We start from the raw sequence: 22,115 nt of genomic DNA, 5'->3' as shown, positions 1-22,115 counted from the left end.
GCTCTCAGTTCGCTCTCAAATAAACGCCAATGGCGCTGTTTCTTTGGATTTCCTTCTGCCCCAGAGAGCAGAATGTTTTGGGGTTGTCGTAGGACACGCCGTTTTTCGCCAGATAGGCCTCGCCCTTGGCCCGCATCCGATCCTTTTCAGCATCCGACTCGACATAGGAGCGGATTTCTGTGTCCGAGTACCCCAGATTATTCGCTTTGGACCGCAGTCCCCACATCACACTAATCGCTTTCAATCGCCGCCCGCTGATCGATGGGCAGAACTCGGAGATCTCATTTGCAATGGCGATGTAGTAGAGTTCGTTGTCGATCTCTTTGACATCCCTCAAGGGCGGCTTTGCTTCTGCCACCACCGGCAAGGCAATCAACGATGCGAGGGCAACTAGTTTTATGACAGACATGAGTTTTCCTTTCGTCTTGGACTGTCCAAGACGAAGCGGTTCGCTGCTGCTAGGCAATAACACCCCGCGCACCAACCGATGATATGGAAAAACACCGGTCATGGCCGCTGGCAAGTTCCTGCAAATGTCAGTTGATCATCGCTGATGCTGAGCTTCTGCGGGTCAGTGTCCGGGCCCACCTTCCACGCAATCCGCGACGATCCGAAGTTTTGGATGCAGAATTTGGTGCCTTCGTGGCGTCCGGCCTCGCGCGCTCCGTCGAGTGAGTCAGAGACGCCTTTGACGACTACCGTAAAGTCCGCGGGCGAGGTTTTCTTGTCGACAACCTTCGCCTTGGTCCTGAACGACTTGCCGTCGAACAACAACCGATCTGCTGACGGTTTCACCAGACCGCATGCAGAAACACCAGCCAGCGCCAACACAACAATAAGGGCTTTCGGGGCCTTCATACCTTCCCTCTTTGTTTTCTGTTCCACTGCGTCGCTATCAAAACGCCGCCACCAGTGCCATAAGTCCGATCACGACCATGCACGCCCAGCCGATCACATACAGAATTGTCCGCGGACCACTGCTTGGCTTGCCAATCCCTTTCAGGTGCACCACCAGCATCGCCAAGCGCGCAACCAGCGCCACCGAGGCCAGCAGGTTTACCCAAAACGGGCTGACACCAAGCAAAATCGCCGCTGTAATGACTGTCACAAATGCCGGAAGTGTTTCCGTTCCATTCAGATAGGCCCGGTTCAGACGATACGCCTTGTCGGCATAATCCTGGTCAGGCGTCGCACCGGGTGCCAGCCCCTTGGCTTGTTTGGCCAGTGCCGAAAACGGTGCCAGAAACAACACAACCAGTGTGAATAGCACAACCGACGCAACTGCGTGGCTATATTCAGCAAACACTTCCATCTTGTTCACTCCGCTGCCATGGCACCCATACGGCCCGATTTCTGAGCCTTGATGCGGTCTTCGATCTCTTCCCGGAAGTTGCGGATCAGGCCCTGGATCGGCCAGGCGGCCGCATCGCCCAAGGCACAGATCGTGTGTCCTTCGACCTGTTTGGTCACGTCGAACAACATGTCGATCTCTTCCAGTTCAGCCTCGCCGCGCACCAGACGATCCATCACACGCATCATCCAGCCGGTGCCTTCGCGACACGGCGTACACTGACCACAACTTTCATGCTTGTAAAACTTCGACAGGCGCCAGATCGCCTTTATGATGTCGGTGGATTTGTCCATCACAATCACCGCTGCCGTGCCCAGACCCGACCCCAGATCGTTGCGCAGGTAATCGAAATCCATGATCGCGTCGCGCATGTTTTCACCACGCACGCAGGGAACCGAGGACCCACCGGGGATAACCGCCAGCAGATTATCCCACCCGCCGCGAATACCGCCGCAATGGGTTTCGATCAGCTGTTCAAACGGAATCGACATCGCCTCTTCGACGACACAAGGGTTGTTCACGTGGCCCGAGATCGCAAACAGCTTGGTACCAGCGTTGTTCTGACGACCAAATCCAGCGAACCAATCCGCACCCCGACGCAGAATGGTCGGCACCACCGCGATGGATTCCACGTTGTTCACAGTGGTCGGACATCCGTACAGCCCCGCACCTGCCGGGAACGGAGGTTTCATCCGCGGCATACCCTTCTTGCCCTCAAGGCTTTCGATCAGGGCTGTTTCCTCGCCACAAATATAGGCCCCTGCCCCGTGATGAAGGAAAAGATCAAAATCCCAGCCCGAACCAGCGGCATTTTTGCCCAGAAGACCCGCGTCATAGGCCTCATCAATCGCGGCCTGCAATGCTTCACGCTCGCGGATGTATTCGCCGCGCAGGTAGATATAGCAGGTATGGGCGTTCATCGCGAAAGACGCGATCAGGCAACCCTCGATCAGCGTATGCGGATCATGGCGCATGATCTCACGGTCTTTGCAGGTGCCGGGCTCGGATTCATCGGCATTCACAACCAGATAGGAAGGGCGACCGTCGCTTTCCTTTGGCATGAACGACCATTTCAGGCCAGTTGGGAAGCCCGCACCGCCGCGTCCGCGCAGCCCCGAATCCTTCATTGTCTGAATGATCCAGTCCCGGCCCTTTTCAATCAGGCCAGCTGTGCCGTCCCAATGCCCGCGGGCTTGCGCGCCTTTCAGCGTGCGTTCGTGCATCCCGTAGATGTTGGTAAAGATCCGGTCCTGATCCTTCAGCATCATTCGTTACCTTCAGCTGTCCTGACGCATGCGCCAGAGTTGAAAAATGTTCACACCCGCATAAATGAATGCCGCCAGAGCAGCAAAATCAAACAGCAGCGCGTGCCGGGCTGTCAAACCCAGCGCGGGGCCAATGAACAGGTTCATGGCAAGCCAGATCACCATCGTCACCGCAATGACGATGCCAATATGTCGGCCCTTTCGGGCTATAGCCTGATCCTTGTCCTTGTCCATCATCCCCCGATGCCCCGATGGGGCACCCGTTTAGTCTTTGTAGGTGCCATCTTCCTTGGCACGTTTGGCAAATTCGGTTTCCTCACCCGCCGCAAGCTTGGCTGCCTGTTCAATCCAGCCATCGCGCTCGATCCGGCCCTTGAACTTCAACCGTGCATCGACCCAGGCGACCTGTTCCGGTGTCCAGGCAGCGATCTGATCATAGTGGAAGAAGCCCAGCTCGTTCAGGGTCTGCTCCAGCTTGGGGCCTACGCCTTTCAACAGTTTCAGGTTATCTGCCTTGCCGTCGCGCGCGCCTGTCAGTGTTTCGGGCTGGTCCTCTTTCTCTGCCTTCGCCTCAGCGGCCTGTTTCGCAGCAGGTTTCGCCGGGGCTGGCGCTTTGGGCGGCTTCGGTGCCGCTTTGGTCGCAGCCGCTTTGCCATCCTTGCCCAACCAAGGGGTCAGGATCGGAACCTCGGTCCCGTCGATGCGTTTGACCGTATCGCCAATATCGGTGGCCAGTTCGACGCTGGCGTTATACCGGGCCTTTCCGGCCTCATAATCGGTCAGACTGGTCAGCCCTTTGAGCGGTTCAGCCGCATAACGTCCGTTTTGTGGGCCCGGCGTCGGAACTTTCCCCGCCACCAGATCATCGAGGATCTTGCCAAAGCTCTCGGCGGTCAGGTCTTCGTAGTAATCCTTGCCGATCTGCGCCATCGGCGCATTGGTGCAGGAGCCAAGGCATTCGACCTCTTCCCAACTCAGCTTGCCATCAGCCGACAGTTCGTGCGGTTTCGCCGAGATCTTTTCCTTACAGACCGCAATCAGGTCCTCTGCTCCGCAGATCATGCAGGAGGTCGTACCACAAACCTGAATATGCGCAGCCGACCCAACGGGTTGCAGTTGGAACATGAAGTAAAACGAAGCAACCTCAAGCACACGGATATAGGCCATACCCAGCATGTCGGCGACGGATTCAATCGCCGGACGGCTCAGCCATCCCTCTTGTTCCTGTGCGCGCCACAGAAGCGGAATGACCGCGCTGGCCTGACGGCCTTCGGGGTATTTGGTGATCTGCGCTTCGGCCCATTGCTGGTTGGCAGCAGTAAAGGCAAAGCTTTCAGGTTGATCGGGGTGCAGACGGCGGAGCATTAGCGGTCAATCTCTCCAAATACGACGTCCATGGTGCCGATGATGGCGGCGACGTCGGCCAGTTGGTGGCCCTTGGCAACGTGGTCCATGGCTTGCAGGTGCAGGAAACCCGGCGCGCGCAGTTTGGCGCGGTAGGGTTTGTTGGTGCCGTCGGCGACCAGATAGACGCCGAACTCGCCCTTGGGGGCTTCGACGGCAGCATAGACCTCACCGGCAGGCACGTGGAAGCCTTCGGTATACAGCTTGAAGTGATGGATCAGGCTCTCCATCGAGGTCTTCATGTCCGAGCGTTTCGGTGGAGTGATCTTGCCGCGGGCCAGAACGTCACCGGGACACTCGCGGATTTTGGCGATGGCCTGACGGATGATCAGCAGCGACTGGCGCATTTCCTCCATGCGGACAAGATAGCGGTCATAGCAATCGCCGTTCTTGCCGACGGGAATCTGGAATTCAAACTCATCATAGCACTCGTAGGGCTGCGCGCGACGCAGGTCCCAGGCCAGACCCGATCCACGCACCATCACGCCCGAGAAGCCGTATTTCTGGATGTCATCCTCGGTCACCACGCCGATATCGGCGTTGCGCTGCTTGAAGATGCGGTTTTCGGTCAGCAGCCCGTCAATGTCATCAAGAACGCTTGGGAATTCGTGACTCCAGGCCTCGATATCGTCCAGCAGTTCGGGCGGCAGGTCCTGATGGACACCACCGGGGCGGAAATAAGCGGCGTGCAGGCGGGCGCCACAGGCACGCTCATAAAACACCATCAGCTTTTCGCGTTCTTCAAAACCCCACAGCGGCGGGGTCAGAGCGCCCACATCCATCGCCTGCGTGGTCACGTTCAACAGGTGATTCAGGATGCGTCCGATTTCGGAATACAGCACCCGGATCAGCGAGCCCCGGCGCGGCACCTCGACCCCGGTCAGCTTTTCGATGGCCAGACACCAGGCATGTTCCTGGTTCATCGGTGCCACATAGTCCAGACGGTCGAAATACGGCAGGTTTTGCAGATACGTCCGGCTTTCCATCAGCTTTTCGGTGCCACGATGCAGCAGGCCGATATGCGGGTCGCAACGTTCGACAATCTCGCCGTCCAACTCGAGCACCAGACGCAAAACTCCGTGCGCCGCGGGGTGTTGCGGGCCGAAGTTGATGTTGAAGTTGCGGATCTTCTGCTCGCCGCTCAGCGCGTCCGTGCTGCCGTCATCATATCTTGAGCCGTCCATCAACGCCCTCGTTTCTTCTTTGCTTCGGCCCGAACCCGGACCTTTTCGGCCTCGACCGCCTTGACCGCAGACCCGGCCAGTAGAACCCCAAACGCGCCCAGAATGATCAACTCACCTATCATCTCAGCGGCGCTCCAACTCTTGCAGTTTCAGCCCGACCCACCACAGCAATGCGATCGTGCCAAAGGGAACCAGACACAGCAGGCACCAGTATTTGTTGATCCCGAAGAACGGCAAAATCTTCACCATCGGAATGATGGTCAGCGCAGACAGGATCAGCCACCAGATGCCACCCATTATTCGGTCTCCTGTTTCTCATCCCCTGGCAGAATGTAATTCGCACCTTCCCATGGGGACATGAAATCAAACTGACGGTACTCCTGCACCAGACTGACCGGCTCGTAGACGACGCGTTTCTGCGCCTCGTCATAACGCACCTCGGTGTAGCCCGTGGTCGGGAAATCTTTGCGCAGCGGATGGCCACGGAAGCCATAATCCGTCAGGATGCGCCGCAAGTCTGGATGGCCCGAGAACAGGATGCCGAACATGTCGAACACCTCACGCTCGAACCAGTTGGCCGAGGGGTGGATATCGACTATCGAAGGCACCATGTCATCTTCGCGGATCGAAACCCGCAGACGGATGCGCTGGTTCTGGTACATCGACAGGAAGTGATACACCACGTCGAACCGCTTGGCGCGTTCGGGGTAATCGACGCCGGTGATATCCACCAGTGTCGAGAACTTGCAATTTTGGTCCGACCGCAGGAATTCTACGAATTCCACGAGGTTCGACGGCGCCACATCGACGTTCAGCTCACCATGGGTCACATCCCAGGACAGAACACAATCGGCTCGTTTCAGTTCAAGCTGGGTGCCGAGTTCTTTGAGTGCTTCGCTCATCTACCCTTCCCCTCAGCGTACAATTGTGCCGGTGCGGCGGATTTTGCGTTGTAGCTGTAGCAGACCGTAAAGCAGCGCCTCGGCGGTCGGAGGGCAGCCGGGCACATAGATATCCACCGGAACTACCCGGTCACAGCCACGCACGACAGAATAGGAATAGTGGTAGTAACCACCGCCATTCGCGCAGGACCCCATCGAGATCACATAGCGCGGCTCGGGCATCTGGTCGTAAACCTTGCGCAACGCAGGGGCCATCTTGTTGGTCAGCGTGCCGGCCACGATCATCACGTCAGATTGGCGCGGAGAGGCGCGCGGGGCGATGCCGAAACGTTCCGCATCATAGCGCGGCATCGAGGTGTGCATCATTTCAACCGCGCAGCAGGCCAGACCAAAAGTCATCCAGTGCAGCGAACCGGTACGAGCCCAGTTGATGATATCCTCGCTCGAGGTCAGCAGAAAACCTTTGTCCTGCAACTCGGCATTCAGGGCCTGGGTCGCGACTTCCTTGTCGACGCCAGCGGTATTTGCACCCGTCATCACTCCCATTCCAGGGCCCCTTTCTTCCATTCATAGGCAAAGCCAATGGTCAGCACTGCCAGGAACACCATCATGGACCAGAACCCGACATCGCTGATATCGCGGAACCCGACGGCCCAGGGGAACAGAAAGGCGATCTCAAGATCGAAGATAATGAAGAGAATCGAGACCAGATAGAATCGGACGTCGAATTTCATTCGCGCATCGTCGAAGGCGTTGAAGCCACATTCATATGCGCTGACCTTTTCGGGGTCGGGATTGCGGACAGCCAGTACAACGGCGGCAAGAATCAGGACGATTCCAAGGCCTACGGCAACGGCCAGAAACACCAGAATCGGGAGGTACTCCCGCAGCAGGTCTTCCACGAATAGCTCCTTTCTTGCGCACGCATCTTGTCGGGTGCGCCGTCAATTGGCGTGTTGACTGGACATTCTCTATCCCTGCCGGGTCAGAGGGTCAACCGAACACAGCCCCGTTCACCATCAAACATACGCTTGACAGCGCGGCATAGAATCGCATTTCGCGCGTTTTGCATTGGCTTGCGGAAACTCGATAAACTTACTTATTCCATGCAGGTTTACGTTTTTCGAAGAACGCCGCGATCCCTTCACGCGCCTCTTCTGTTTCCCAGCGTTCGACCAGTTCGTTAATGGTCAGGTCGATTGTGGCATCATCAATACGTGGTCCCAGAGTTTGAACCAGAGCCTTGGCTGACGCGACTGCCCCCGGCGCGCACGAAAGATAGGGCCGGACTTCATCTTCTATCGCGGTCGCAAGCTGCTCGGGGGGCACAACCTTTGCCAGCAATCCCAGATCAACCGCTTCGTGCGCATCGAACAACCGTGCCGACATGAACACACGCCGTGCCCGCGCCTCACCCATACGAGCGATAACATAAGGGCCGATTGTCGCCGGAATCAGGCCCAGCCGGGTCTCGGTCAGTCCCATCTTCAGACTATCTACACCGATAGCGACATCGCACACGGCGGCCATTCCAACACCTCCGCCAAAGGCGTTGCCTTGCAACGCCCCGATCAGGGGTTTGGGCATTGTGTTCAACGCCTGCAACATCTCGGCCAGCTTGCGCGCTTCGACAAATCGCGTCGCCTTGTCGGCCGCCATCTGGTCCTGCATCCATCCCAAATCACCACCGGCGCAAAACGTCTTTCCCGCAGCAGCCAGAACGACCGCTCGGACAGCGCCATCCTGGCCCAATTGCGACGCGGCCTGTGTCAGCTCGGTAATCATCTGACCCGACAGCGCGTTGTGCTTTTCCGCCCGGTCCAGAGTTAACGTGGCAACACCGCGTTCGTCTGCTGAAATCGAGATTGTTTCGAACATGTTAGCCCCTCAACGCCTTGGCCATCTGTGCGGCCTCTTCGACCACATCGATATCCAGACCGGTTTGATAGCCCAACCGTTGCAAATGCGCTGCAACGGTTTCAGTCGCGACATTGCCTGCGGCCCCCGGAGCATACGGGCAACCGCCAAGCCCACCCACGGCCGCGTCGAACACGCGCACCCCCAGCGAAAGTGCCGCATCGATATTGTCGATTGCACGCCCATTGGTGTCATGAAAATGCCCGGCAAGCCGCGTCACAGGAACCCTTTCCCTAACTGCCAGAAGCATATGAGCGATCTTGTCTGGTGTGCCCTGCCCGATTGTGTCCCCCAATGACACCTCGTAACAGCCTAACGCAAACAGGCGATCGGCAACTTCGGCCACTTTCTCGGGCGGGGTCGGGCCGTCATAAGGGCAATCCGTCACGCAAGAGACATAGCCGCGAACCGGAAGGTCGATATGGCGCGCCGCTTCGAGTATCGGCGTGAACCGTTCGATTGACTCGGCGATCGAGGCATTGATGTTTGCTTTGGAAAACCCCTCGGAGGCCGACGCAAAAATGGCAATCTCATCCGCTTTGGCGGCCAGCGCATCCTCGTATCCGCGCATATTCGGCGTTAACGCCGCGTACCGCACTCCGTCCGCCCGGGTTATGCCGGCCAGAACCTGCGCCGATCCAGCCATTTGGGGCACCCATTTGGGAGAGACAAAGCTTGCAACTTCGATCCGTCGATATCCGGCGCGGCTAAGGCAGTCGATCAGCGCCACCTTGTCGGCAACCGGTATCTCACGGGTTTCGTTTTGTAGCCCGTCGCGCGGTCCAACTTCGTAGATTTCGACCAGATCACCCATGTCAGAACCCCTTATGGCTTGTTCTCATTCCAAATACGGATCGCGCGACCGTGCCACGTCAAACCGCGCGGGTACAGATCACTCTTCTTCCAAACGCACCAAAGCCGCCCCAGCCTCGACCTGCGCGCCATCTTCGACCAGCACCTCGGCCACCACACCATCTCGTGCGGCCAGCAACGAATGCTCCATTTTCATCGCTTCGAGAATGGCCAAACGGTCGCCTTCCTGAACGGTCTGCCCCGCAGTGGCAAAGACTGCCTTGACCAGACCCGGCATCGGCGCTTCGATCACATTGGTGTCACCCGTCGCGCTAGCGTCCCGGTCCAGCGGATCGATAACGTCGAAACTGTGACCGTAGTCGGTAAATACGGTCACAGTTGTTCCGCTGGCAGCCACCCGGGGCATCGGTGCGCCGCTCAGCGCCCACCGCCCCGAGATCCGCTCGGCCACGACACGGTGTTCGCCCAGCTGCCAAAGCTGGCGATCCGGACCATCGACCTGCACGTCCAGATCAAAAACCTCTCCCTGATCGGACAATTGCACCGCCCGATGCAACGGAGCCCAGAGCGAAAACCCGGTGTCAGGCGTGACATCCACCAGATCCAGTGCGGTCATCGCGGCCGCAACAGCGGTTGTGGCAGACGTCGTCGCTTCCCGCACCAACCCATCAAGATCGCGCCCGATCAGGCCCGTATCCACATCACCCGAGGCAAATCCATCATGGCGGGTCAGCGCGCCCAGAAAGGCGAGATTCGTAACGGTGCCCGCCACTTCGGTTTCCCGCAGCACTCGGTTCAACGTCTCAAGCGCGACGGCGCGGGTCGGACCGTGCACCACCACTTTGGCAATCATCGGATCATACCACGGGCTGATGGTGTCACCTGTGCGAACGCCACTATCCGCACGGCAGTTGGCCGGGAAAACCAGATGGGTCAATGTACCTGTCGCCGGCAAGAACCCTTTTGGTACATCCTCGGCATAAAGCCGGGCCTCGAATGCGTGACCCGAGATCGACAGATCATCCTGTTGCCTGGGAAGGCTCTCTCCTGCCGCAACGCGCAACTGCCATTCGACCAGATCGACGCCAGTGATGGCCTCTGTTACCGGATGTTCCACCTGTAGGCGCGTGTTCATCTCCATGAACCAGAACCTGTCGGGGCGCAGCCCGTCTGAGGCATCGACAATGAATTCAACCGTGCCTGCGCCCTTATACCCGATCGCCTCGGCGGCGCGCACACCAGCCTGACCCATAGCCTCGCGCATCTCAGCCGTCATACCCGGCGCCGGAGCCTCTTCGATCACCTTCTGATGGCGGCGTTGCAACGAGCAGTCGCGTTCGAACAGATGCACGGCATGTTTACCATCGCCAAACACCTGCACTTCGATATGGCGGGGTTTGGCCACGAATTTCTCGACCAGCACGGCGTCGTTGCCAAAAGCGGTCTTGGCCTCGCCCCGCGCGCTGTCGAGCGCGGCGGCGAAATCCTGAGGCCGTTCAACAAGGCGCATTCCCTTGCCGCCACCGCCCGCAACGGCCTTGATCAGAACCGGATAGCCGATGGCGTCAGCCGCCCCCGCCAGGTGTTCGGGATCCTGATTGTCGCCGTGATAGCCGGGCACCACGGGCACGCCAGCCTGTTCCATCAACACCTTGGCCGCATCCTTGAGGCCCATTTTGCGGATCGCATCCTCTGATGGGCCGATAAAGGTCAAACCCGCGGCCTCGACCGCGTCGACAAAATCGGGGTTCTCTGACAGGAATCCATAGCCGGGATGAATAGCCTGCGCGCCGGTATCCAGCGCAGCCTGAATAATTACATCGCCCTTCAGATAGCTTTCCGCTGGCGCGGGACCGCCGATACGAATGGCCTCATCCGCCAACTGCACATGCTTAGCCGTAGCGTCCGCATCGGAATAAACAGCCACGCAAGATACGCCCATCTTCTGAGCGGTTTCCATAACGCGGCAAGCAATTTCGCCCCGGTTGGCAATCAGGATTTTGTTGAACATAGCTTACCCCTCAACCGCCAGATCTTCGACAAGTCGAAATCGCTCGCATAGCAGCTCCATCTCCGGATCAAATCCGCCATTGCGTTCGAAATACTGGCGATGCCCCTCTCTCCATCCCTCAAGCGTTTCATTTTCGCCCTCTGCCAACGCGAAATCCTCGGTTACGTCGCAGTATCGGCAGGTCGAGACCTCGACCGTTTCGATCACCAAGGCCGGACGGTCGTCCCATTCCAGCGCAATATCTCTCCGACCGACCACAGGAGTGTCAGGGCTACCTTCGGGATAGTCGCGCAACGCACCGCAGGTTGCCGTTTTCCGCCCTGATCGTACCAGAGCCAGAAGCTCAGCACTCAGCCGGGCATTGTCACCAAACTTGAAAGTCTGGGCACCCGGATAGCGTGCCATGACGTCATTCAATGAAACGTTCATCTTACATCCTGAACACGCCGAAACGTGTCTCCTCTATCGGGGCGTTCAGTGCGGCGCTCAGAGACAAGGCGAGCACATCGCGGCTTTTGCGCGGGTCGATGATGCCGTCATCCCAGAGACGGGCCGAGGCATAAAGCGGGTGCGATTGCTCTTCGAACATCTCCAACGTCGGACGTTTGAATTCGGCCTCTTCCTCGGCCGACCAGGTGCCGCCCTGTCGTTCGATCCCATCGCGCCTGACGGTGGCCAGAACACCGGCTGCCTGCTCGCCCCCCATCACCGAAATCCGCGAATTCGGCCATGTCCACAGGAACCGCGGCTGATAGGCGCGTCCAGCCATGCCATAGTTCCCGGCCCCGAACGAGCCGCCCACCAGCATCGTGATCTTGGGAACGCTCGTCGTTGCAACTGCCGTCACCATCTTGGCGCCGTGGCGGGCGATCCCCTCGTTCTCGTATTTGCGGCCGACCATGAAGCCGGTGATGTTCTGCAAGAAGACCAGGGGCGTTTTGCGCTGCGAACACAGCTCAACGAAATGCGCGCCCTTTTGCGCGGCCTCCGAGAACAACACCCCATTGTTGGCAATGATCCCGACGGGACACCCTTTGACATGGGCAAAGCCGGTGACCAGTGTCTCGCCAAACCGGGGTTTGAACTCATCAAACCGCGACCCATCGACAAGCCGCGCAATCACTTCACGGATGTCATAGGGCGTGCGCAGGTCGGCGGGAACAACTCCCAGAATTTCCTCCGGATCATAAGCAGGCTCCTCGGGTGCGTCGAACCGTAGGCCGGGCTTCAGCCCGGCACCCCCCAATGACCCGACAGCCCGCCGCGCCAATGCCAGCGCATGCGCATCATCTTCGGCCAGATAATCTGCCACACCCGACAGGCGTGTGTGCACATCGCCGCCACCCAGATCCTCGGCGCTGACAACCTCACCCGTCGCAGCTTTGACCAATGGTGGCCCTGCCAGAAAGATTGTGCCCTGTTCCTTTACGATGATCGTCACATCGGACATTGCAGGAACATAGGCTCCACCCGCCGTGCATGATCCCATCACCACGGCAATCTGAGGGATACCCTTCGCGCTCATCCGCGCCTGATTGTAGAAGATACGCCCAAAGTGGTCGCGGTCTGGGAACACCTCATCCTGATTGGGCAGGTTCGCGCCGCCACTGTCGACCAGATAGATGCACGGCAGATTGTTTTCCTCGGCAATCTCCTGCGCGCGCAGGTGCTTCTTGACGGTCATCGGATAATAGGTGCCGCCCTTCACGGTGGCATCGTTACACACCACCATGACTTCGCGCCCCTGCACCCGGCCAATCCCCGCGATGACCCCGGCACAAGGTGCTGCATCGCCATACATCCCATGTGCCGCTGTCGCCCCGATTTCAAGGAACGGCGACCCCGGATCAAGCAGGTTCGCCACCCGCCTGCGCGGCAACATCTTGCCTCGGGATTCATGCCGCGCGCGGGATTTCTCGCCCCCGCCCATGCGGGCTGCTTCGGCAGCAGCAGAGATTTGCGCCAACGCATCGAGATGAGCGGTGCGGTTTGTCTTGAAGCCCTCGGAGCCGGGCATGGCTTTGGATGTGAGTTTCATTTGTAGATATCCACCTTCAATGCCCGATTACTTATGGGCAAGACCACCACTGCGAAGTAAATTATGTAGAAGATTACGCTCTTTGCAGAAGACGAGAGGGGCCAATTGAACAGCCCTTCAGGGTTGTTCAAATTGATACTAATCTCATCCAGTGCCAAGAATGGCAAAGGCAGCGTCATCAGAAAAAGCAATAGTAAGAAATGAAAAACCCCATTCTTGGACTTAACGCGCAGCCAAGCTTCGCAGTTACCACACCTTACAGCTGGCACGTACTCCTCACTGCCAACCATAGTGTTCAAAACACTCAAGGGCTGCGGCACCCCACATTTAGGGCACTTTAACCCTGACAGACGCCGCAGAATCTTATTCATTTCGATTCCCCCGCCGCCCGCGCCTTCAGTTCCTTTCGGATCACCTTCCCCGTCACCGTCATCGGCAGCTCCTCCAGAAACGCCACCCCGCGCGGATACGAATAATGCGCCAGACGGTCTTTGACCCAGTCCTGCAACTCGCGCTCCGAAGCCTCAGCCCCCGGCTTCAACACCACATAGGCCTTCACGATCTCGGTCCGCAGCGGGTCGGGTTTGCCGACCACGCCAACCGTCGCCACTGCCGGGTGGGTCAGCAGGCAATCCTCGATCTCAGCTGGGCCAATGCGATACCCGGCTGAGGTGATCACATCATCATCGCGGCCGACAAAGCGCAGATAGTCGCCCTCCCACGCGCCGCGATCACCGGTGATCAGCCAGTCGCCCCGGAACTTCTCAGCCGTCGCCTTGGGTCGGTTCCAGTATTCCAGCAGCATCGAGGCCGAGCCGCGCCGGATGGCCACGTCGCCCTCTTCGCCGGTCGGGTTTCCGTCCTCATCAATCACCGCAACCTCATGCCCCGGCACCGGTTGGCCGATACAGCCGGGGCGCACAGGGAAATCTTCGGCGCAGGAGGATACGACCATGTTGCATTCAGTCTGGCCGTAAAATTCGTTGATCGTCAGGCCGAACGCCTTCTGACCCCATGCCAGCATTTCGGCCCCCAGCGGTTCACCCCCGGACGCGACCGAGCGCAGACCGGGGATCACCTGATCTGCTGCCTTGAGCATTCGCAGCGCCGTTGGTGGGAAAAAGACGTTCCGTACCCCGCCACGCGCGATGATGTCAGCGCAGGCCTCGGGGGTGAATTTCTCAAGCCGTGCCGCGACAACAGGAATGCCCAGCGCAAGACCCGGCATCAGCACGTCGAACAACCCGCCGATCCACGCCCAATCCGCCGGGGTCCAAAGACAATCGCCTTCGCGCAAGTGATTATGGCTGATCGAAACCCCTGGCAAATGACCGGTCAGAACCCGGTGCCCATGCAGCGCGCCCTTCGGGCTGCCGGTTGTGCCCGAGGTATAGATCAACACAGCCGGATCGTCAGGGCCGGTCGCGGCAAATGGTACAGCGGGACCGTCTTCGCCAATTTCCGCTGCAATCAAGGGCGTGGCCAGATCACCCAACAGATCAGCCCCTTCGGCGTCGGTCAGTACAATCCCGGCACCTGCGTCACTGACCCGCGACCGCAGCGCGTCCTGCTTGAACAGTTTGAACAAAGGGACCGACACAGCCCCGATCTTCCAGATCGCCAGATGGGCCGCCGCACACCATGGCGACTGGCTCAGCAACACTCCGACGCGATCACCGGGCTTCACATGGCGCAATAATGCGCGGGCTATTCCGTCTGTCATTTGCGACAGCTGCGCAAAGCTGATGTGCTGCGGGTCAGGTCCGGTCAAATCGATCAGCGCGACCCGGTCCCCCGCATGCCGCAGGCACTGCTGCGCCATGTTCAGCCTGTCCGGCAGATCCCAGCCTCCATCCGGGCGCAAACCCGGTATGCGCTCAGCGGTTAGCACGGCGAATTTTCCCTATATTTCCTGCACTTCTCGGTTCAACTGCACCCAACTCCTTCACATAAACTTGATGCAGATCAGAGTGGGCAGTTCCAATCGCTGCAACACCAAGGTCATCAACAGAACCAAAGGCAAGACAATGACCAAGAAACTCGCCGCATTGACCCTTTCCACCGCGTTGGTGGCTCTGGCTGCTCCTGCGTTTGCCCAATCTCAGGGGGATTGGACGCTCGGCATCGGTGTGGGGTACCTGGACCCGAAATCCAACAACGGAACACTGGCCGGCCTGAGCGCCGATATCGACTCGGATACGCGCCCGATCTTCACCGCCGAGTATTTCATCCAGGACAATCTGGGGATCGAGCTGCTGGCCGCGACCCCGTTCAAACATAACGTCACCTTGGGCGGAAGCGTGGACGCTGGCAGCGTCAAGCATCTGCCGCCCACCTTGTCGCTGAACTATCACTTCCCGACCAATAGCGCCTGGAAGCCCTATGTCGGCGCCGGTCTGAACTATACCATCTTCTTTGACGAGCAATCTGCCCTTGGCAACCTCAAGGTCGATGATTCCTTCGGCGTTTCGCTGCAAGCCGGTCTCGACTACATGATCACCGACAAAGGTGCGGTCCGTCTGAATGTACGCTGGTTCGACATCGACTCGGACGTCACTCTGAACGGAGCCGATATTGGCACTGCGAACATCGACCCTTGGCTGGTCGGTATTTCCTACGTTCATCGCTTCTGATCCTTTGATCGAAACGCCCCGCTGTAACCTCGTCTGCGGGGCGTCTTCATTCAGCGCATTTCGTTCATCATTTCCCGACCGATCAGCATCCGGCGAATCTCGCTGGTACCTGCGCCGATCTCCATCAGCTTGGCATCCCGGAAGATCCGGCTGACCGGCGCATCCGACAGGAAGCCCGCCCCGCCCAGCGCCTGAACCGCCTGATGCGCCTGAACCATCGCCTGTTCGGATGCATAAAGACAGCACGCCGCCGCATCCTGCCGGGTTACGTCTCCACGATCGCAAGCCTTGGCCACCTCGTAGACATAGGCCCGCGCCGAGTTCATCGCGGTATACATGTCGGCAATCTTGCCCTGCATCAACTGGAAGCTGCCAATCGGTTTGCCGAACTGCTTGCGCTCAGCCAGATAAGGCATCACTTCGTCCAAACAGGCGGCCATGATGCCGGTCCCGATGCCTGCCAGCACAACCCGCTCATAATCCAGACCTGACATGAGCACGGCTACGCCCTTGCCCTCTTCTCCCAATACATTCTCGAACGGCACTTCGACATCTTCAAAGATCAGTTCAGCCGTGTTCGACCCGCGCATCCCCAGCTTGTCGAAATGGGGTGAGGTCGAAAAACCCTTCATCTCTTTTTCAATCAGAAATGCGGTAATGCCTTTTGATCCGGCATCGGGGTCCGTCTTGGCATAAACCACCAGTGTATCCGCGTCCGGCCCGTTTGTGATCCAGTACTTGTTGCCGTTCAGGCGGTAATGGTCGTTGCGTTTTTCCGCCCGCAGCTTCATCGACACCACGTCCGAACCTGCGGAAGGTTCCGACATTGCCAGCGCTCCTACATGTTCGCCCGAGACCAGGCGCGGCAGGTATTTCTGTTTCTGCTCTTCCGTACCGTTCAGTTTGATCTGGTTCACACACAGGTTGGAATGCGCCCCATAAGACAGCGAAACCGAAGCCGAAGCGCGCGCGACCTCTTCGACAGCAATTGTATGCGCCAAATAGGACATGCCCGCACCACCGTATTCTTCTGGCACGGTGACACCCAAAAGACCAAGCTCTCCCATTTCATTCCACAGTTCATTCGGAAAGCTGTTCTTGGTATCAATGTCAGCCGCCATCGGCTTGACACGCTCCTGCGCCCACCGATGCACCATCTCGCGCAGGGCGTTCACATCCTCACCCAGATCAAACTTCATCGTGGCCATGAACATCTGTGTCCTCCCTCCGCATTAATGAACAAGTGTTCAATAAATCTCTAGCAGCGAATCTGTCTCCGGTCAATCTTTGTGAAAGCCCGGACCGAAACGCAAAACGCCGCCCGGACGGGGCGGCGCTCTCAAGGGTCGAACGTGCGCAGAAAGCGCACTCTGTTTGGCTAGGATTGATAAACTGCGCCCACTTCGGCCCGAATGATGCGCGCGATCATTCGGCAATCCTCCAGTGAAAAGGTCAGCGGCACACGCATATCCATGATACCTGCCAGAACGCGGTCACTTTCCGGCATCCGCTCGCTGTCGAAATACCGCCAGCTGTCATAGCGCGACGTGAACCCTGTTGGTTCAGCCCCGCCAAACCATTTGATCTCGACCCCACGCGCGGCGCAGCGGCTGATAACGTCAGCAATCTGCTCAGGCGACCAATCCAACAGCAGAAACTGGATCGAAGACCCGACATAGGTTTCCTCTTCGGGTCGCTCGACAATCGTCAGGCCCGGAGTGCCACGCAGCCCGGTTTCGATCTCCCGATAGCGCTCGTTCCACCGTTCCACCTGCCGGTCCAATTCCCGCAACTGAGGGCGCAGGATGGCGGCGCGCAAATTGTCCATGCGACCGGACACATTGGGTGTGGTGTACTTTATCCGCTCGAACACTTCAGGTCCCGGCGCTGCCAGATGGCGTTCATACAGCATGTATGACCCCGACAGCATTGTAGCCTTAGCCGCCAGTTCCGCGTCATCAGTAACCAGCAAACCGCCCTCGCCCGAGTTTACGTGCTTATAGGTCTGGCAGGAATAACACCCGATTGCCCCCTGCCGCCCCGACAACTGACCACGCCAAGCCGCGCCCATCGTGTGTGCGCAATCCTCGATCACGATAACGCCTGCCGCGTCACACATCTGCATCAGACGATCCATGTCACACAGATGCCCGCGCATATGGCTAAGCATCAGGACACGGGCCTGATCCAATTTGCCCTCAAGATCCTCCAGATCGATGGTCAGGTTTTCGGTGACGCCGACAAAGATCGCCCGCGCCCCGACCGAGGCAATTGATCCCGGCACCGGGGCCAGAGTGAACGCGTTGGTCAGAACCGGGTCGCCCGGCTGCACACCGACGGCCCGCAACGCGGTGGCAAGCGCATAACCGCCAGAGGAAACCGCCAAGCAATACTTGGCCCCCATCTGTGCCGCAAACTCCTGCTCCAACAGGGCCGTTTCCCCCAACTCACCGGGGACCACGTTATAACGATGCAGCCGCCCGTGACGCAGAACAGCCAGCGCTGCCTCGATTGCATCGTCTGGAAGGGGTTCCTGCTGCGTGAAATTACCAGTGAATGTTTCCGTCATGGTCTTTTTCTGGCTCTCCGACAGGGTCCGGTCAAGGTTTCAGGCTGCCGCACCAATCAGATCAGGCACAAGATCGGGCAAGTCATCAAAATGATGCAGCAGCGCTTCGGGCTCCAGCGCTGCCATGTCCTCCCCTGATGGTCCGAAAGTCACCAAAACCGATGGGACCCCTGCCGCCCGGGCGGTATTGCGGTCAGTATCCGAGTCGCCGATCAGCACGCAACAGGCCGGGTCGCCACCGGCACGGCGCGCAGCCTCGCGCAGAGGGGCCGGGTCCGGTTTGCGCACCGGCAGCGTATCCGCACCGACCAACGAGGCAAAACGATCCCGCACTCCCATGCGCGTTAGTAACAATTCGGCCAGATGTTCCGGCTTGTTGGTGCAAATGCCGACACCGTAGCCCGCGTTACTCAGCATCTCGACGGCTTGTAACGCTCCCGGATAGAAGCTTGTGTGGGTGTCGATATCCTGCGCGTAAGCCTCAAGCAGAACAGGATAATAGGTCTGAACGGTGTCCTCGTCGTAAGCTCCAACGCGTTTCAGCCCTTGGGTTAACATCATGCGCCCGCCGCGCAACGCAATGCCTGCATCCTGCCCATGGACCAGCACATCACCATGCCCCATTTCGCGAAAACAATGGTTCGCCGCAGCCAGCAAATCGCCCGATGTATCCGCTAATGTGCCGTCCAGATCGAAGATGACGGTCCGCATGTAGCCTCCTGTTTCGGCAGGTTTTCGCCGTGCCCTGTTTCAATCGGCAATCTTGTTTGATGGCCGAACAGCTTGCGCCTTTGCCCCCAGCGGATAAAACGGTCAGCAACAAAACACAAAGAGAAAACGATTTCATGACCATTGCCCTTGTCATCCTTGCCGCCGGAAAAGGCACCAGGATGAATTCGGATCTTCCCAAAGTCCTGCACCCCATCGCTCAGGCTCCGATGCTTGTTCACGCGATGCGCGCCGGGTCTGTTCTGTCGCCCGAACGTACGGTGATCGTCACCGGCCACGGGTTCGAGGCTGTAGCAAAGGTTGCTCAGGACGAAGACGAAGATGCCCGGATAGCCGTTCAGGAAGAACAGTTGGGTACGGCCCATGCGGTCGGTCAGGCCAGGACAGCACTGGAAGGGTTCGACGGTGATATCGTGGTTCTTTTCGGCGACACCCCGTTTTTACAACCCGACACGCTGGAACGGATGGTCGAGGCTCGATCCCAAAATGACCTGGTCATCCTTGGGTTCGATGCGGCTGATCCGGCCCGCTATGGCCGGTTGGTCATGAATGGCGACACGTTGGAACGCATTGTCGAATTCAAAGACGCATCAGATGAAGAGCGCGCCATAACATTTTGCAACTCGGGCCTTTTAGCTTGTGATGCCCGGTTGCTTTTTTCGCTGATTGACGCCGTTGAAAACAACAATGCCTCGGGCGAATACTATCTGACAGACGTAGTTGAGATCGCCCGCAACCGCGGTCTGAACGTAACCGCCGTCGCCTGTGACGAGGCCCAGACGCTGGGCGTGAACTCACGCGCTGATCTGGCCGCCGCCGACGCGGTGTTTCAGGCGCGCGCGCGGGCAGAACTGCTGGATATGGGTGTCACATTGATGGCACCGGATACGGTATACTTGTCCGCAGACACTGTGATTGGGCGTGACACAGTAATCGAACCCAACGTGGTCTTCGGCCCCGGAGTGACCGTCGAAAGCGGTGCAACCATCCGGGCCTTTTCCCATCTGGAAGGGTGCCATGTCAGTCGCGGCGCCATTGTCGGCCCCTACGCGCGGCTGCGCCCCGGTGCGGAACTGGCCGAAAACACGCGGGTTGGCAATTTCGTCGAGATCAAGAATGCAGAAATCGCCGAAGGCGCGAAGGTCAACCACCTCAGCTATATCGGGGACGCATCAGTGGGTGCTGCGACGAATATCGGCGCGGGAACAATCACCTGCAACTATGATGGCGTGATGAAGCACAAAACCACCATTGGTGCGAATGTCTTTATCGGCTCCAACACCATGCTCGTGGCCCCAGTCACTGTGGGCGATGGCGCAATGACAGCGACAGGCACCGTGGTGACCAAAGACGTGGCGCCCGAGGCGTTGGCCGTGGCGCGTGCCAAGCAGGAAAACAAACCCGGCTACGCGCGAAAACTGTTTGAAATGTTGAAGGCGAAGAAGGCTCGCCGCGGTAACGAGGCCTGAGATATGTGTGGAATTGTAGGTGTCTTGGGGCAGCATGAAGCAGCCCCTATTCTGGTAGAAGCCCTGAAACGGCTGGAATATCGCGGCTATGACAGTGCCGGGATTGCAACCGTTAATGACGGTGTCCTGGGGCGTCGGCGTGCGGTCGGCAAGCTGGTCAACCTCAGCGATCTGTTGGTGCATGATCCGCTGCCGGGAAAATCCGGCATTGGTCACACCCGCTGGGCCACGCATGGCGCGCCTTCCGTCAACAACGCGCATCCCCACAAGGCTGGCCCGGTGGCCGTGGTTCACAACGGGATTGTCGAAAACTACCGCGACCTGAGGGCGGAACTGGCCAAACACGGCGTGGCCTTCAAGACCGAAACCGACACGGAAACCGTCGCGCTGATGACGGAACATCACCTCAACACAGGCATGTCCCCGGTCGAGGCCGCTTTCAAGACCATCGACAAGTTGGAAGGTGCCTTCGCCCTTGCATTCCTTTTCGATGGTGAGGACGACCTGATTGTAGCGGCCCGCAAAGGGTCACCCCTGGCCATCGGCCACGGCGATGGTGAGATGTATGTGGGCTCGGACGCCATTGCCCTTGCGCCGCTAACCAACCAGATCACTTATCTTGAGGAAGGCGACCGCGCGGTTCTGACCCGAACATCGCTGGAAATCCGCAACGAAGCCGGTGAACTGGCCAACCGGGAAAAGCGCAAGATCAAGCTGGATCATGCGCGCGCCGACAAGGGCGAGCATAAGCATTTCATGGCCAAGGAAATCGCTGAGCAGCCTATCGTCGTGGCCGAGGCCATCCGATCCTACCTGCCCACGGGCGGTGATCGAGTGGTGTTCCCCGACGCCGAGCTGGATTTCAGCAAGCTGGACCGTCTGACCATGGTCGCCTGCGGCACCGCGTTTTACGCCTGCCTGACCGCGAAATACTGGTTCGAACAACTGGCCAAGATGCCGGTCGAGGTCGATATCGCCAGCGAGTTTCGCTATCGCGAACCTCCGATCACGGGTCGCACACTGGCGCTGTTTGTCAGCCAGTCAGGAGAAACCGCCGACACCCTGGCCGCGCTGCGCTATTGCGAGGGCAAGGCGGACAAGATCGTTTCTGTCGTCAATGTCCCTGAAAGTTCGATTGCTCGGGAAAGCGATATCGCCCTGCCGATCCATGCTGGCGTTGAAATCGGTGTGGCTTCGACCAAGGCCTTCACCTGTCAACTAAGCGTTTTGCTGATGCTCGCGCTCAAGGCGGCGACAGATCGCGGCACCCTGACGGATGAGGAAATCGCCGATCATGCCGCTGCGCTGCGCGGATTGCCGACCGTACTGAACACAGCACTGGATCAGAACCGGGCGATCCGCAAAGCAGCCCAACGCCTGTCCGAGGCGCGCGATGTTCTGTTCCTGGGCCGTGGCCTGATGTATCCGCTGGCAATGGAAGGGGCGCTGAAGCTCAAGGAAATCAGCTACATCCACGCCGAAGGTTATGCATCGGGCGAGTTGAAACATGGCCCCATCGCCTTGATCGACAAGCATATGCCCGTGGTTGTCATGGCCCCCCGTGACACTGTGTTCGACAAGACCGTGTCAAACATGCAGGAAGTGATGGCGCGCAAGGGCAAAGTGATCCTTGTGTCTGATGATGATGGAATTGACGAGGCCGGAGACGGAGTCTGGAGCACGATCCGGATGCCGCATGTTCACACCAGTCTTGCGCCGATCCTTTATTCGGTTCCCGCACAGTTGCTGGCCTATCACACAGCTGTAGCCAAAGGGACGGATGTAGACCAGCCGCGCAATCTGGCAAAATCAGTGACGGTAGAGTGACCC

The 22,115-nt window shown here is 58.6% G+C and carries 25 protein-coding genes; 3 read left to right on the top strand and 22 right to left on the bottom strand.

The genetic code is table 11. The features are described 5' to 3' along the window. Positions 1–4 precede the first annotated feature (4 nt). The 19 genes from ACR0AP_RS07915 to ACR0AP_RS07825 form a co-directional block, all read right to left on the bottom strand. Entirely contained in the window at positions 5–511 is a 507-nt protein-coding gene (locus tag ACR0AP_RS07915; protein ID WP_480506307.1) for a DUF5333 domain-containing protein, read from the bottom strand. After that, on the bottom strand, positions 508–858 hold the full coding sequence (locus tag ACR0AP_RS07910; RefSeq protein ID WP_480506306.1) for a hypothetical protein: 351 nt from the start codon (positions 856–858) through the stop codon (positions 508–510). The genes ACR0AP_RS07915 and ACR0AP_RS07910 overlap by 4 nt, the downstream gene beginning before the upstream one ends. A 37-nt stretch (positions 859–895) precedes the next feature. Next, the gene (locus ACR0AP_RS07905; protein WP_480506305.1) at positions 896–1,312 is read right to left on the bottom strand and encodes an MAPEG family protein; all 417 of its coding nucleotides are present in this window, start codon (positions 1,310–1,312) and stop codon (positions 896–898) included. A 5-nt stretch (positions 1,313–1,317) separates the two neighbouring features. Further along, positions 1,318–2,616, bottom strand: a complete 1,299-nt coding sequence (gene nuoF / locus ACR0AP_RS07900) for an NADH-quinone oxidoreductase subunit NuoF (protein ID WP_209504919.1) — start codon at positions 2,614–2,616, stop codon at positions 1,318–1,320. Between the two features lie 12 nt (positions 2,617–2,628). Next, positions 2,629–2,850 (bottom strand): DUF5337 domain-containing protein, encoded by a 222-nt coding sequence (locus ACR0AP_RS07895; RefSeq protein WP_209598087.1) that lies wholly within the window; start codon positions 2,848–2,850, stop codon positions 2,629–2,631. A 30-nt stretch (positions 2,851–2,880) separates the two neighbouring features. Then, positions 2,881–3,981: an NADH-quinone oxidoreductase subunit NuoE gene (gene nuoE / locus ACR0AP_RS07890; protein WP_480506304.1), complete on the bottom strand. Its 1,101-nt coding sequence runs from the start codon at positions 3,979–3,981 to the stop codon at positions 2,881–2,883. Further along, positions 3,981–5,204 (bottom strand): NADH-quinone oxidoreductase subunit D, encoded by a 1,224-nt coding sequence (locus ACR0AP_RS07885; protein WP_171631140.1) that lies wholly within the window; start codon positions 5,202–5,204, stop codon positions 3,981–3,983. The genes nuoE and ACR0AP_RS07885 overlap by 1 nt, the downstream gene beginning before the upstream one ends. Continuing rightward, a complete protein-coding gene (locus ACR0AP_RS07880; protein ID WP_267362849.1) occupies positions 5,204–5,326 on the bottom strand; it encodes a hypothetical protein in 123 nt (40 codons plus the stop codon). Before ACR0AP_RS07880 ends, ACR0AP_RS07885 begins: the two co-directional genes overlap by 1 nt. A gap of 1 nt (position 5,327) precedes the next feature. Then, the gene (locus ACR0AP_RS07875) at positions 5,328–5,501 is read right to left on the bottom strand and encodes a hypothetical protein (protein ID WP_010442775.1); all 174 of its coding nucleotides are present in this window, start codon (positions 5,499–5,501) and stop codon (positions 5,328–5,330) included. Then, on the bottom strand, positions 5,501–6,106 hold the full coding sequence (locus ACR0AP_RS07870; RefSeq protein WP_267362853.1) for an NADH-quinone oxidoreductase subunit C: 606 nt from the start codon (positions 6,104–6,106) through the stop codon (positions 5,501–5,503). The genes ACR0AP_RS07875 and ACR0AP_RS07870 overlap by 1 nt, the downstream gene beginning before the upstream one ends. A gap of 12 nt (positions 6,107–6,118) precedes the next feature. Continuing rightward, positions 6,119–6,652 carry a NuoB/complex I 20 kDa subunit family protein gene (locus tag ACR0AP_RS07865; protein WP_209504454.1) on the bottom strand — a complete coding sequence of 178 codons (534 nt, stop codon included), beginning with the start codon at positions 6,650–6,652 and terminating at the stop codon, positions 6,119–6,121. Next, positions 6,643–7,008: an NADH-quinone oxidoreductase subunit A gene (locus ACR0AP_RS07860; RefSeq protein WP_209504455.1), complete on the bottom strand. Its 366-nt coding sequence runs from the start codon at positions 7,006–7,008 to the stop codon at positions 6,643–6,645. The genes ACR0AP_RS07865 and ACR0AP_RS07860 overlap by 10 nt, the downstream gene beginning before the upstream one ends. A 193-nt stretch (positions 7,009–7,201) precedes the next feature. Further along, on the bottom strand, positions 7,202–7,984 hold the full coding sequence (locus ACR0AP_RS07855) for a crotonase/enoyl-CoA hydratase family protein (RefSeq protein WP_480506303.1): 783 nt from the start codon (positions 7,982–7,984) through the stop codon (positions 7,202–7,204). Position 7,985: 1 nt separating this feature from the next. Continuing rightward, complete coding sequence (locus tag ACR0AP_RS07850; RefSeq protein WP_480506302.1) at positions 7,986–8,837, bottom strand: hydroxymethylglutaryl-CoA lyase; 852 nt, start codon at positions 8,835–8,837, stop codon at positions 7,986–7,988. A gap of 78 nt (positions 8,838–8,915) precedes the next feature. Next, positions 8,916–10,847, bottom strand: coding sequence for an acetyl/propionyl/methylcrotonyl-CoA carboxylase subunit alpha (locus tag ACR0AP_RS07845; RefSeq protein WP_480506301.1), 1,932 nt, complete (start codon positions 10,845–10,847; stop codon positions 8,916–8,918). Between the two features lie 3 nt (positions 10,848–10,850). Then, positions 10,851–11,276: an ASCH domain-containing protein gene (locus tag ACR0AP_RS07840; RefSeq protein WP_267362867.1), complete on the bottom strand. Its 426-nt coding sequence runs from the start codon at positions 11,274–11,276 to the stop codon at positions 10,851–10,853. A gap of 1 nt (position 11,277) precedes the next feature. Continuing rightward, positions 11,278–12,885, bottom strand: coding sequence for a carboxyl transferase domain-containing protein (locus tag ACR0AP_RS07835; RefSeq protein WP_480486221.1), 1,608 nt, complete (start codon positions 12,883–12,885; stop codon positions 11,278–11,280). Further along, on the bottom strand, positions 12,882–13,256 hold the full coding sequence (locus ACR0AP_RS07830) for a hypothetical protein (protein WP_480481792.1): 375 nt from the start codon (positions 13,254–13,256) through the stop codon (positions 12,882–12,884). Before ACR0AP_RS07830 ends, ACR0AP_RS07835 begins: the two co-directional genes overlap by 4 nt. After that, entirely contained in the window at positions 13,253–14,776 is a 1,524-nt protein-coding gene (locus tag ACR0AP_RS07825; RefSeq protein WP_480506300.1) for an AMP-binding protein, read from the bottom strand. The genes ACR0AP_RS07830 and ACR0AP_RS07825 overlap by 4 nt, the downstream gene beginning before the upstream one ends. A 136-nt stretch (positions 14,777–14,912) precedes the next feature. Between ACR0AP_RS07825 and ACR0AP_RS07820 the strand changes: the two genes are divergently transcribed. Beyond that, entirely contained in the window at positions 14,913–15,518 is a 606-nt protein-coding gene (locus tag ACR0AP_RS07820) for an OmpW/AlkL family protein (protein WP_209504463.1), read from the top strand. Positions 15,519–15,568: 50 nt separating this feature from the next. Here the strand turns inward: ACR0AP_RS07820 and ACR0AP_RS07815 are convergent, their stop codons facing one another. The 3 genes from ACR0AP_RS07815 to ACR0AP_RS07805 form a co-directional block, all read right to left on the bottom strand. Then, positions 15,569–16,732, bottom strand: coding sequence for an isovaleryl-CoA dehydrogenase (locus ACR0AP_RS07815; protein WP_480506299.1), 1,164 nt, complete (start codon positions 16,730–16,732; stop codon positions 15,569–15,571). Between the two features lie 164 nt (positions 16,733–16,896). Next, a complete protein-coding gene (locus ACR0AP_RS07810; protein ID WP_480506298.1) occupies positions 16,897–18,087 on the bottom strand; it encodes a DegT/DnrJ/EryC1/StrS family aminotransferase in 1,191 nt (396 codons plus the stop codon). A gap of 39 nt (positions 18,088–18,126) precedes the next feature. Beyond that, entirely contained in the window at positions 18,127–18,798 is a 672-nt protein-coding gene (locus ACR0AP_RS07805) for an HAD-IA family hydrolase (RefSeq protein ID WP_480506297.1), read from the bottom strand. Between the two features lie 134 nt (positions 18,799–18,932). Here ACR0AP_RS07805 and glmU point away from each other — a divergent pair, with 134 nt between their 5' ends. Together glmU and glmS are read left to right on the top strand one after the other, a co-directional pair. After that, positions 18,933–20,285: a bifunctional UDP-N-acetylglucosamine diphosphorylase/glucosamine-1-phosphate N-acetyltransferase GlmU gene (gene glmU, locus ACR0AP_RS07800; protein WP_480506296.1), complete on the top strand. Its 1,353-nt coding sequence runs from the start codon at positions 18,933–18,935 to the stop codon at positions 20,283–20,285. Between the two features lie 3 nt (positions 20,286–20,288). Beyond that, complete coding sequence (gene glmS / locus ACR0AP_RS07795; protein ID WP_480506295.1) at positions 20,289–22,112, top strand: glutamine--fructose-6-phosphate transaminase (isomerizing); 1,824 nt, start codon at positions 20,289–20,291, stop codon at positions 22,110–22,112. The last annotated feature ends 3 nt before the right edge of the window (positions 22,113–22,115 follow it).

The organism is Ruegeria sp. AF7 (genome assembly GCF_056541885.1).
The sequence above is the reverse complement of the archived record's forward strand: the minus strand, read 5'-3'. Positions and strand labels throughout refer to the sequence as shown.

Coding starts and splice junctions, on each gene's coding strand:
- ACR0AP_RS07840 (WP_267362867.1), bottom strand. CDS start 11,276: ATGAACGTTTCATTGAATGACGTCATGGCACGCTATCCGGGTGCCCAG.
- ACR0AP_RS07870 (WP_267362853.1), bottom strand. CDS start 6,106: ATGAGCGAAGCACTCAAAGAACTCGGCACCCAGCTTGAACTGAAACGA.
- ACR0AP_RS07830 (WP_480481792.1), bottom strand. CDS start 13,256: ATGAATAAGATTCTGCGGCGTCTGTCAGGGTTAAAGTGCCCTAAATGT.
- nuoF (WP_209504919.1), bottom strand. CDS start 2,616: ATGCTGAAGGATCAGGACCGGATCTTTACCAACATCTACGGGATGCAC.
- ACR0AP_RS07810 (WP_480506298.1), bottom strand. CDS start 18,087: ATGACGGAAACATTCACTGGTAATTTCACGCAGCAGGAACCCCTTCCA.
- ACR0AP_RS07820 (WP_209504463.1), top strand. CDS start 14,913: ATGACCAAGAAACTCGCCGCATTGACCCTTTCCACCGCGTTGGTGGCT.
- ACR0AP_RS07815 (WP_480506299.1), bottom strand. CDS start 16,732: ATGTTCATGGCCACGATGAAGTTTGATCTGGGTGAGGATGTGAACGCC.
- nuoE (WP_480506304.1), bottom strand. CDS start 3,981: ATGCTCCGCCGTCTGCACCCCGATCAACCTGAAAGCTTTGCCTTTACT.
- ACR0AP_RS07865 (WP_209504454.1), bottom strand. CDS start 6,652: ATGGGAGTGATGACGGGTGCAAATACCGCTGGCGTCGACAAGGAAGTC.
- ACR0AP_RS07875 (WP_010442775.1), bottom strand. CDS start 5,501: ATGGGTGGCATCTGGTGGCTGATCCTGTCTGCGCTGACCATCATTCCG.
- ACR0AP_RS07805 (WP_480506297.1), bottom strand. CDS start 18,798: ATGCGGACCGTCATCTTCGATCTGGACGGCACATTAGCGGATACATCG.
- ACR0AP_RS07880 (WP_267362849.1), bottom strand. CDS start 5,326: ATGATAGGTGAGTTGATCATTCTGGGCGCGTTTGGGGTTCTACTGGCC.
- ACR0AP_RS07905 (WP_480506305.1), bottom strand. CDS start 1,312: ATGGAAGTGTTTGCTGAATATAGCCACGCAGTTGCGTCGGTTGTGCTA.
- glmU (WP_480506296.1), top strand. CDS start 18,933: ATGACCATTGCCCTTGTCATCCTTGCCGCCGGAAAAGGCACCAGGATG.
- ACR0AP_RS07885 (WP_171631140.1), bottom strand. CDS start 5,204: ATGGACGGCTCAAGATATGATGACGGCAGCACGGACGCGCTGAGCGGC.
- ACR0AP_RS07915 (WP_480506307.1), bottom strand. CDS start 511: ATGACCGGTGTTTTTCCATATCATCGGTTGGTGCGCGGGGTGTTATTG.
- ACR0AP_RS07910 (WP_480506306.1), bottom strand. CDS start 858: ATGAAGGCCCCGAAAGCCCTTATTGTTGTGTTGGCGCTGGCTGGTGTT.
- ACR0AP_RS07845 (WP_480506301.1), bottom strand. CDS start 10,847: ATGTTCAACAAAATCCTGATTGCCAACCGGGGCGAAATTGCTTGCCGC.
- ACR0AP_RS07895 (WP_209598087.1), bottom strand. CDS start 2,850: ATGGACAAGGACAAGGATCAGGCTATAGCCCGAAAGGGCCGACATATT.
- glmS (WP_480506295.1), top strand. CDS start 20,289: ATGTGTGGAATTGTAGGTGTCTTGGGGCAGCATGAAGCAGCCCCTATT.
- ACR0AP_RS07855 (WP_480506303.1), bottom strand. CDS start 7,984: ATGTTCGAAACAATCTCGATTTCAGCAGACGAACGCGGTGTTGCCACG.
- ACR0AP_RS07835 (WP_480486221.1), bottom strand. CDS start 12,885: ATGAAACTCACATCCAAAGCCATGCCCGGCTCCGAGGGCTTCAAGACA.
- ACR0AP_RS07850 (WP_480506302.1), bottom strand. CDS start 8,837: ATGGGTGATCTGGTCGAAATCTACGAAGTTGGACCGCGCGACGGGCTA.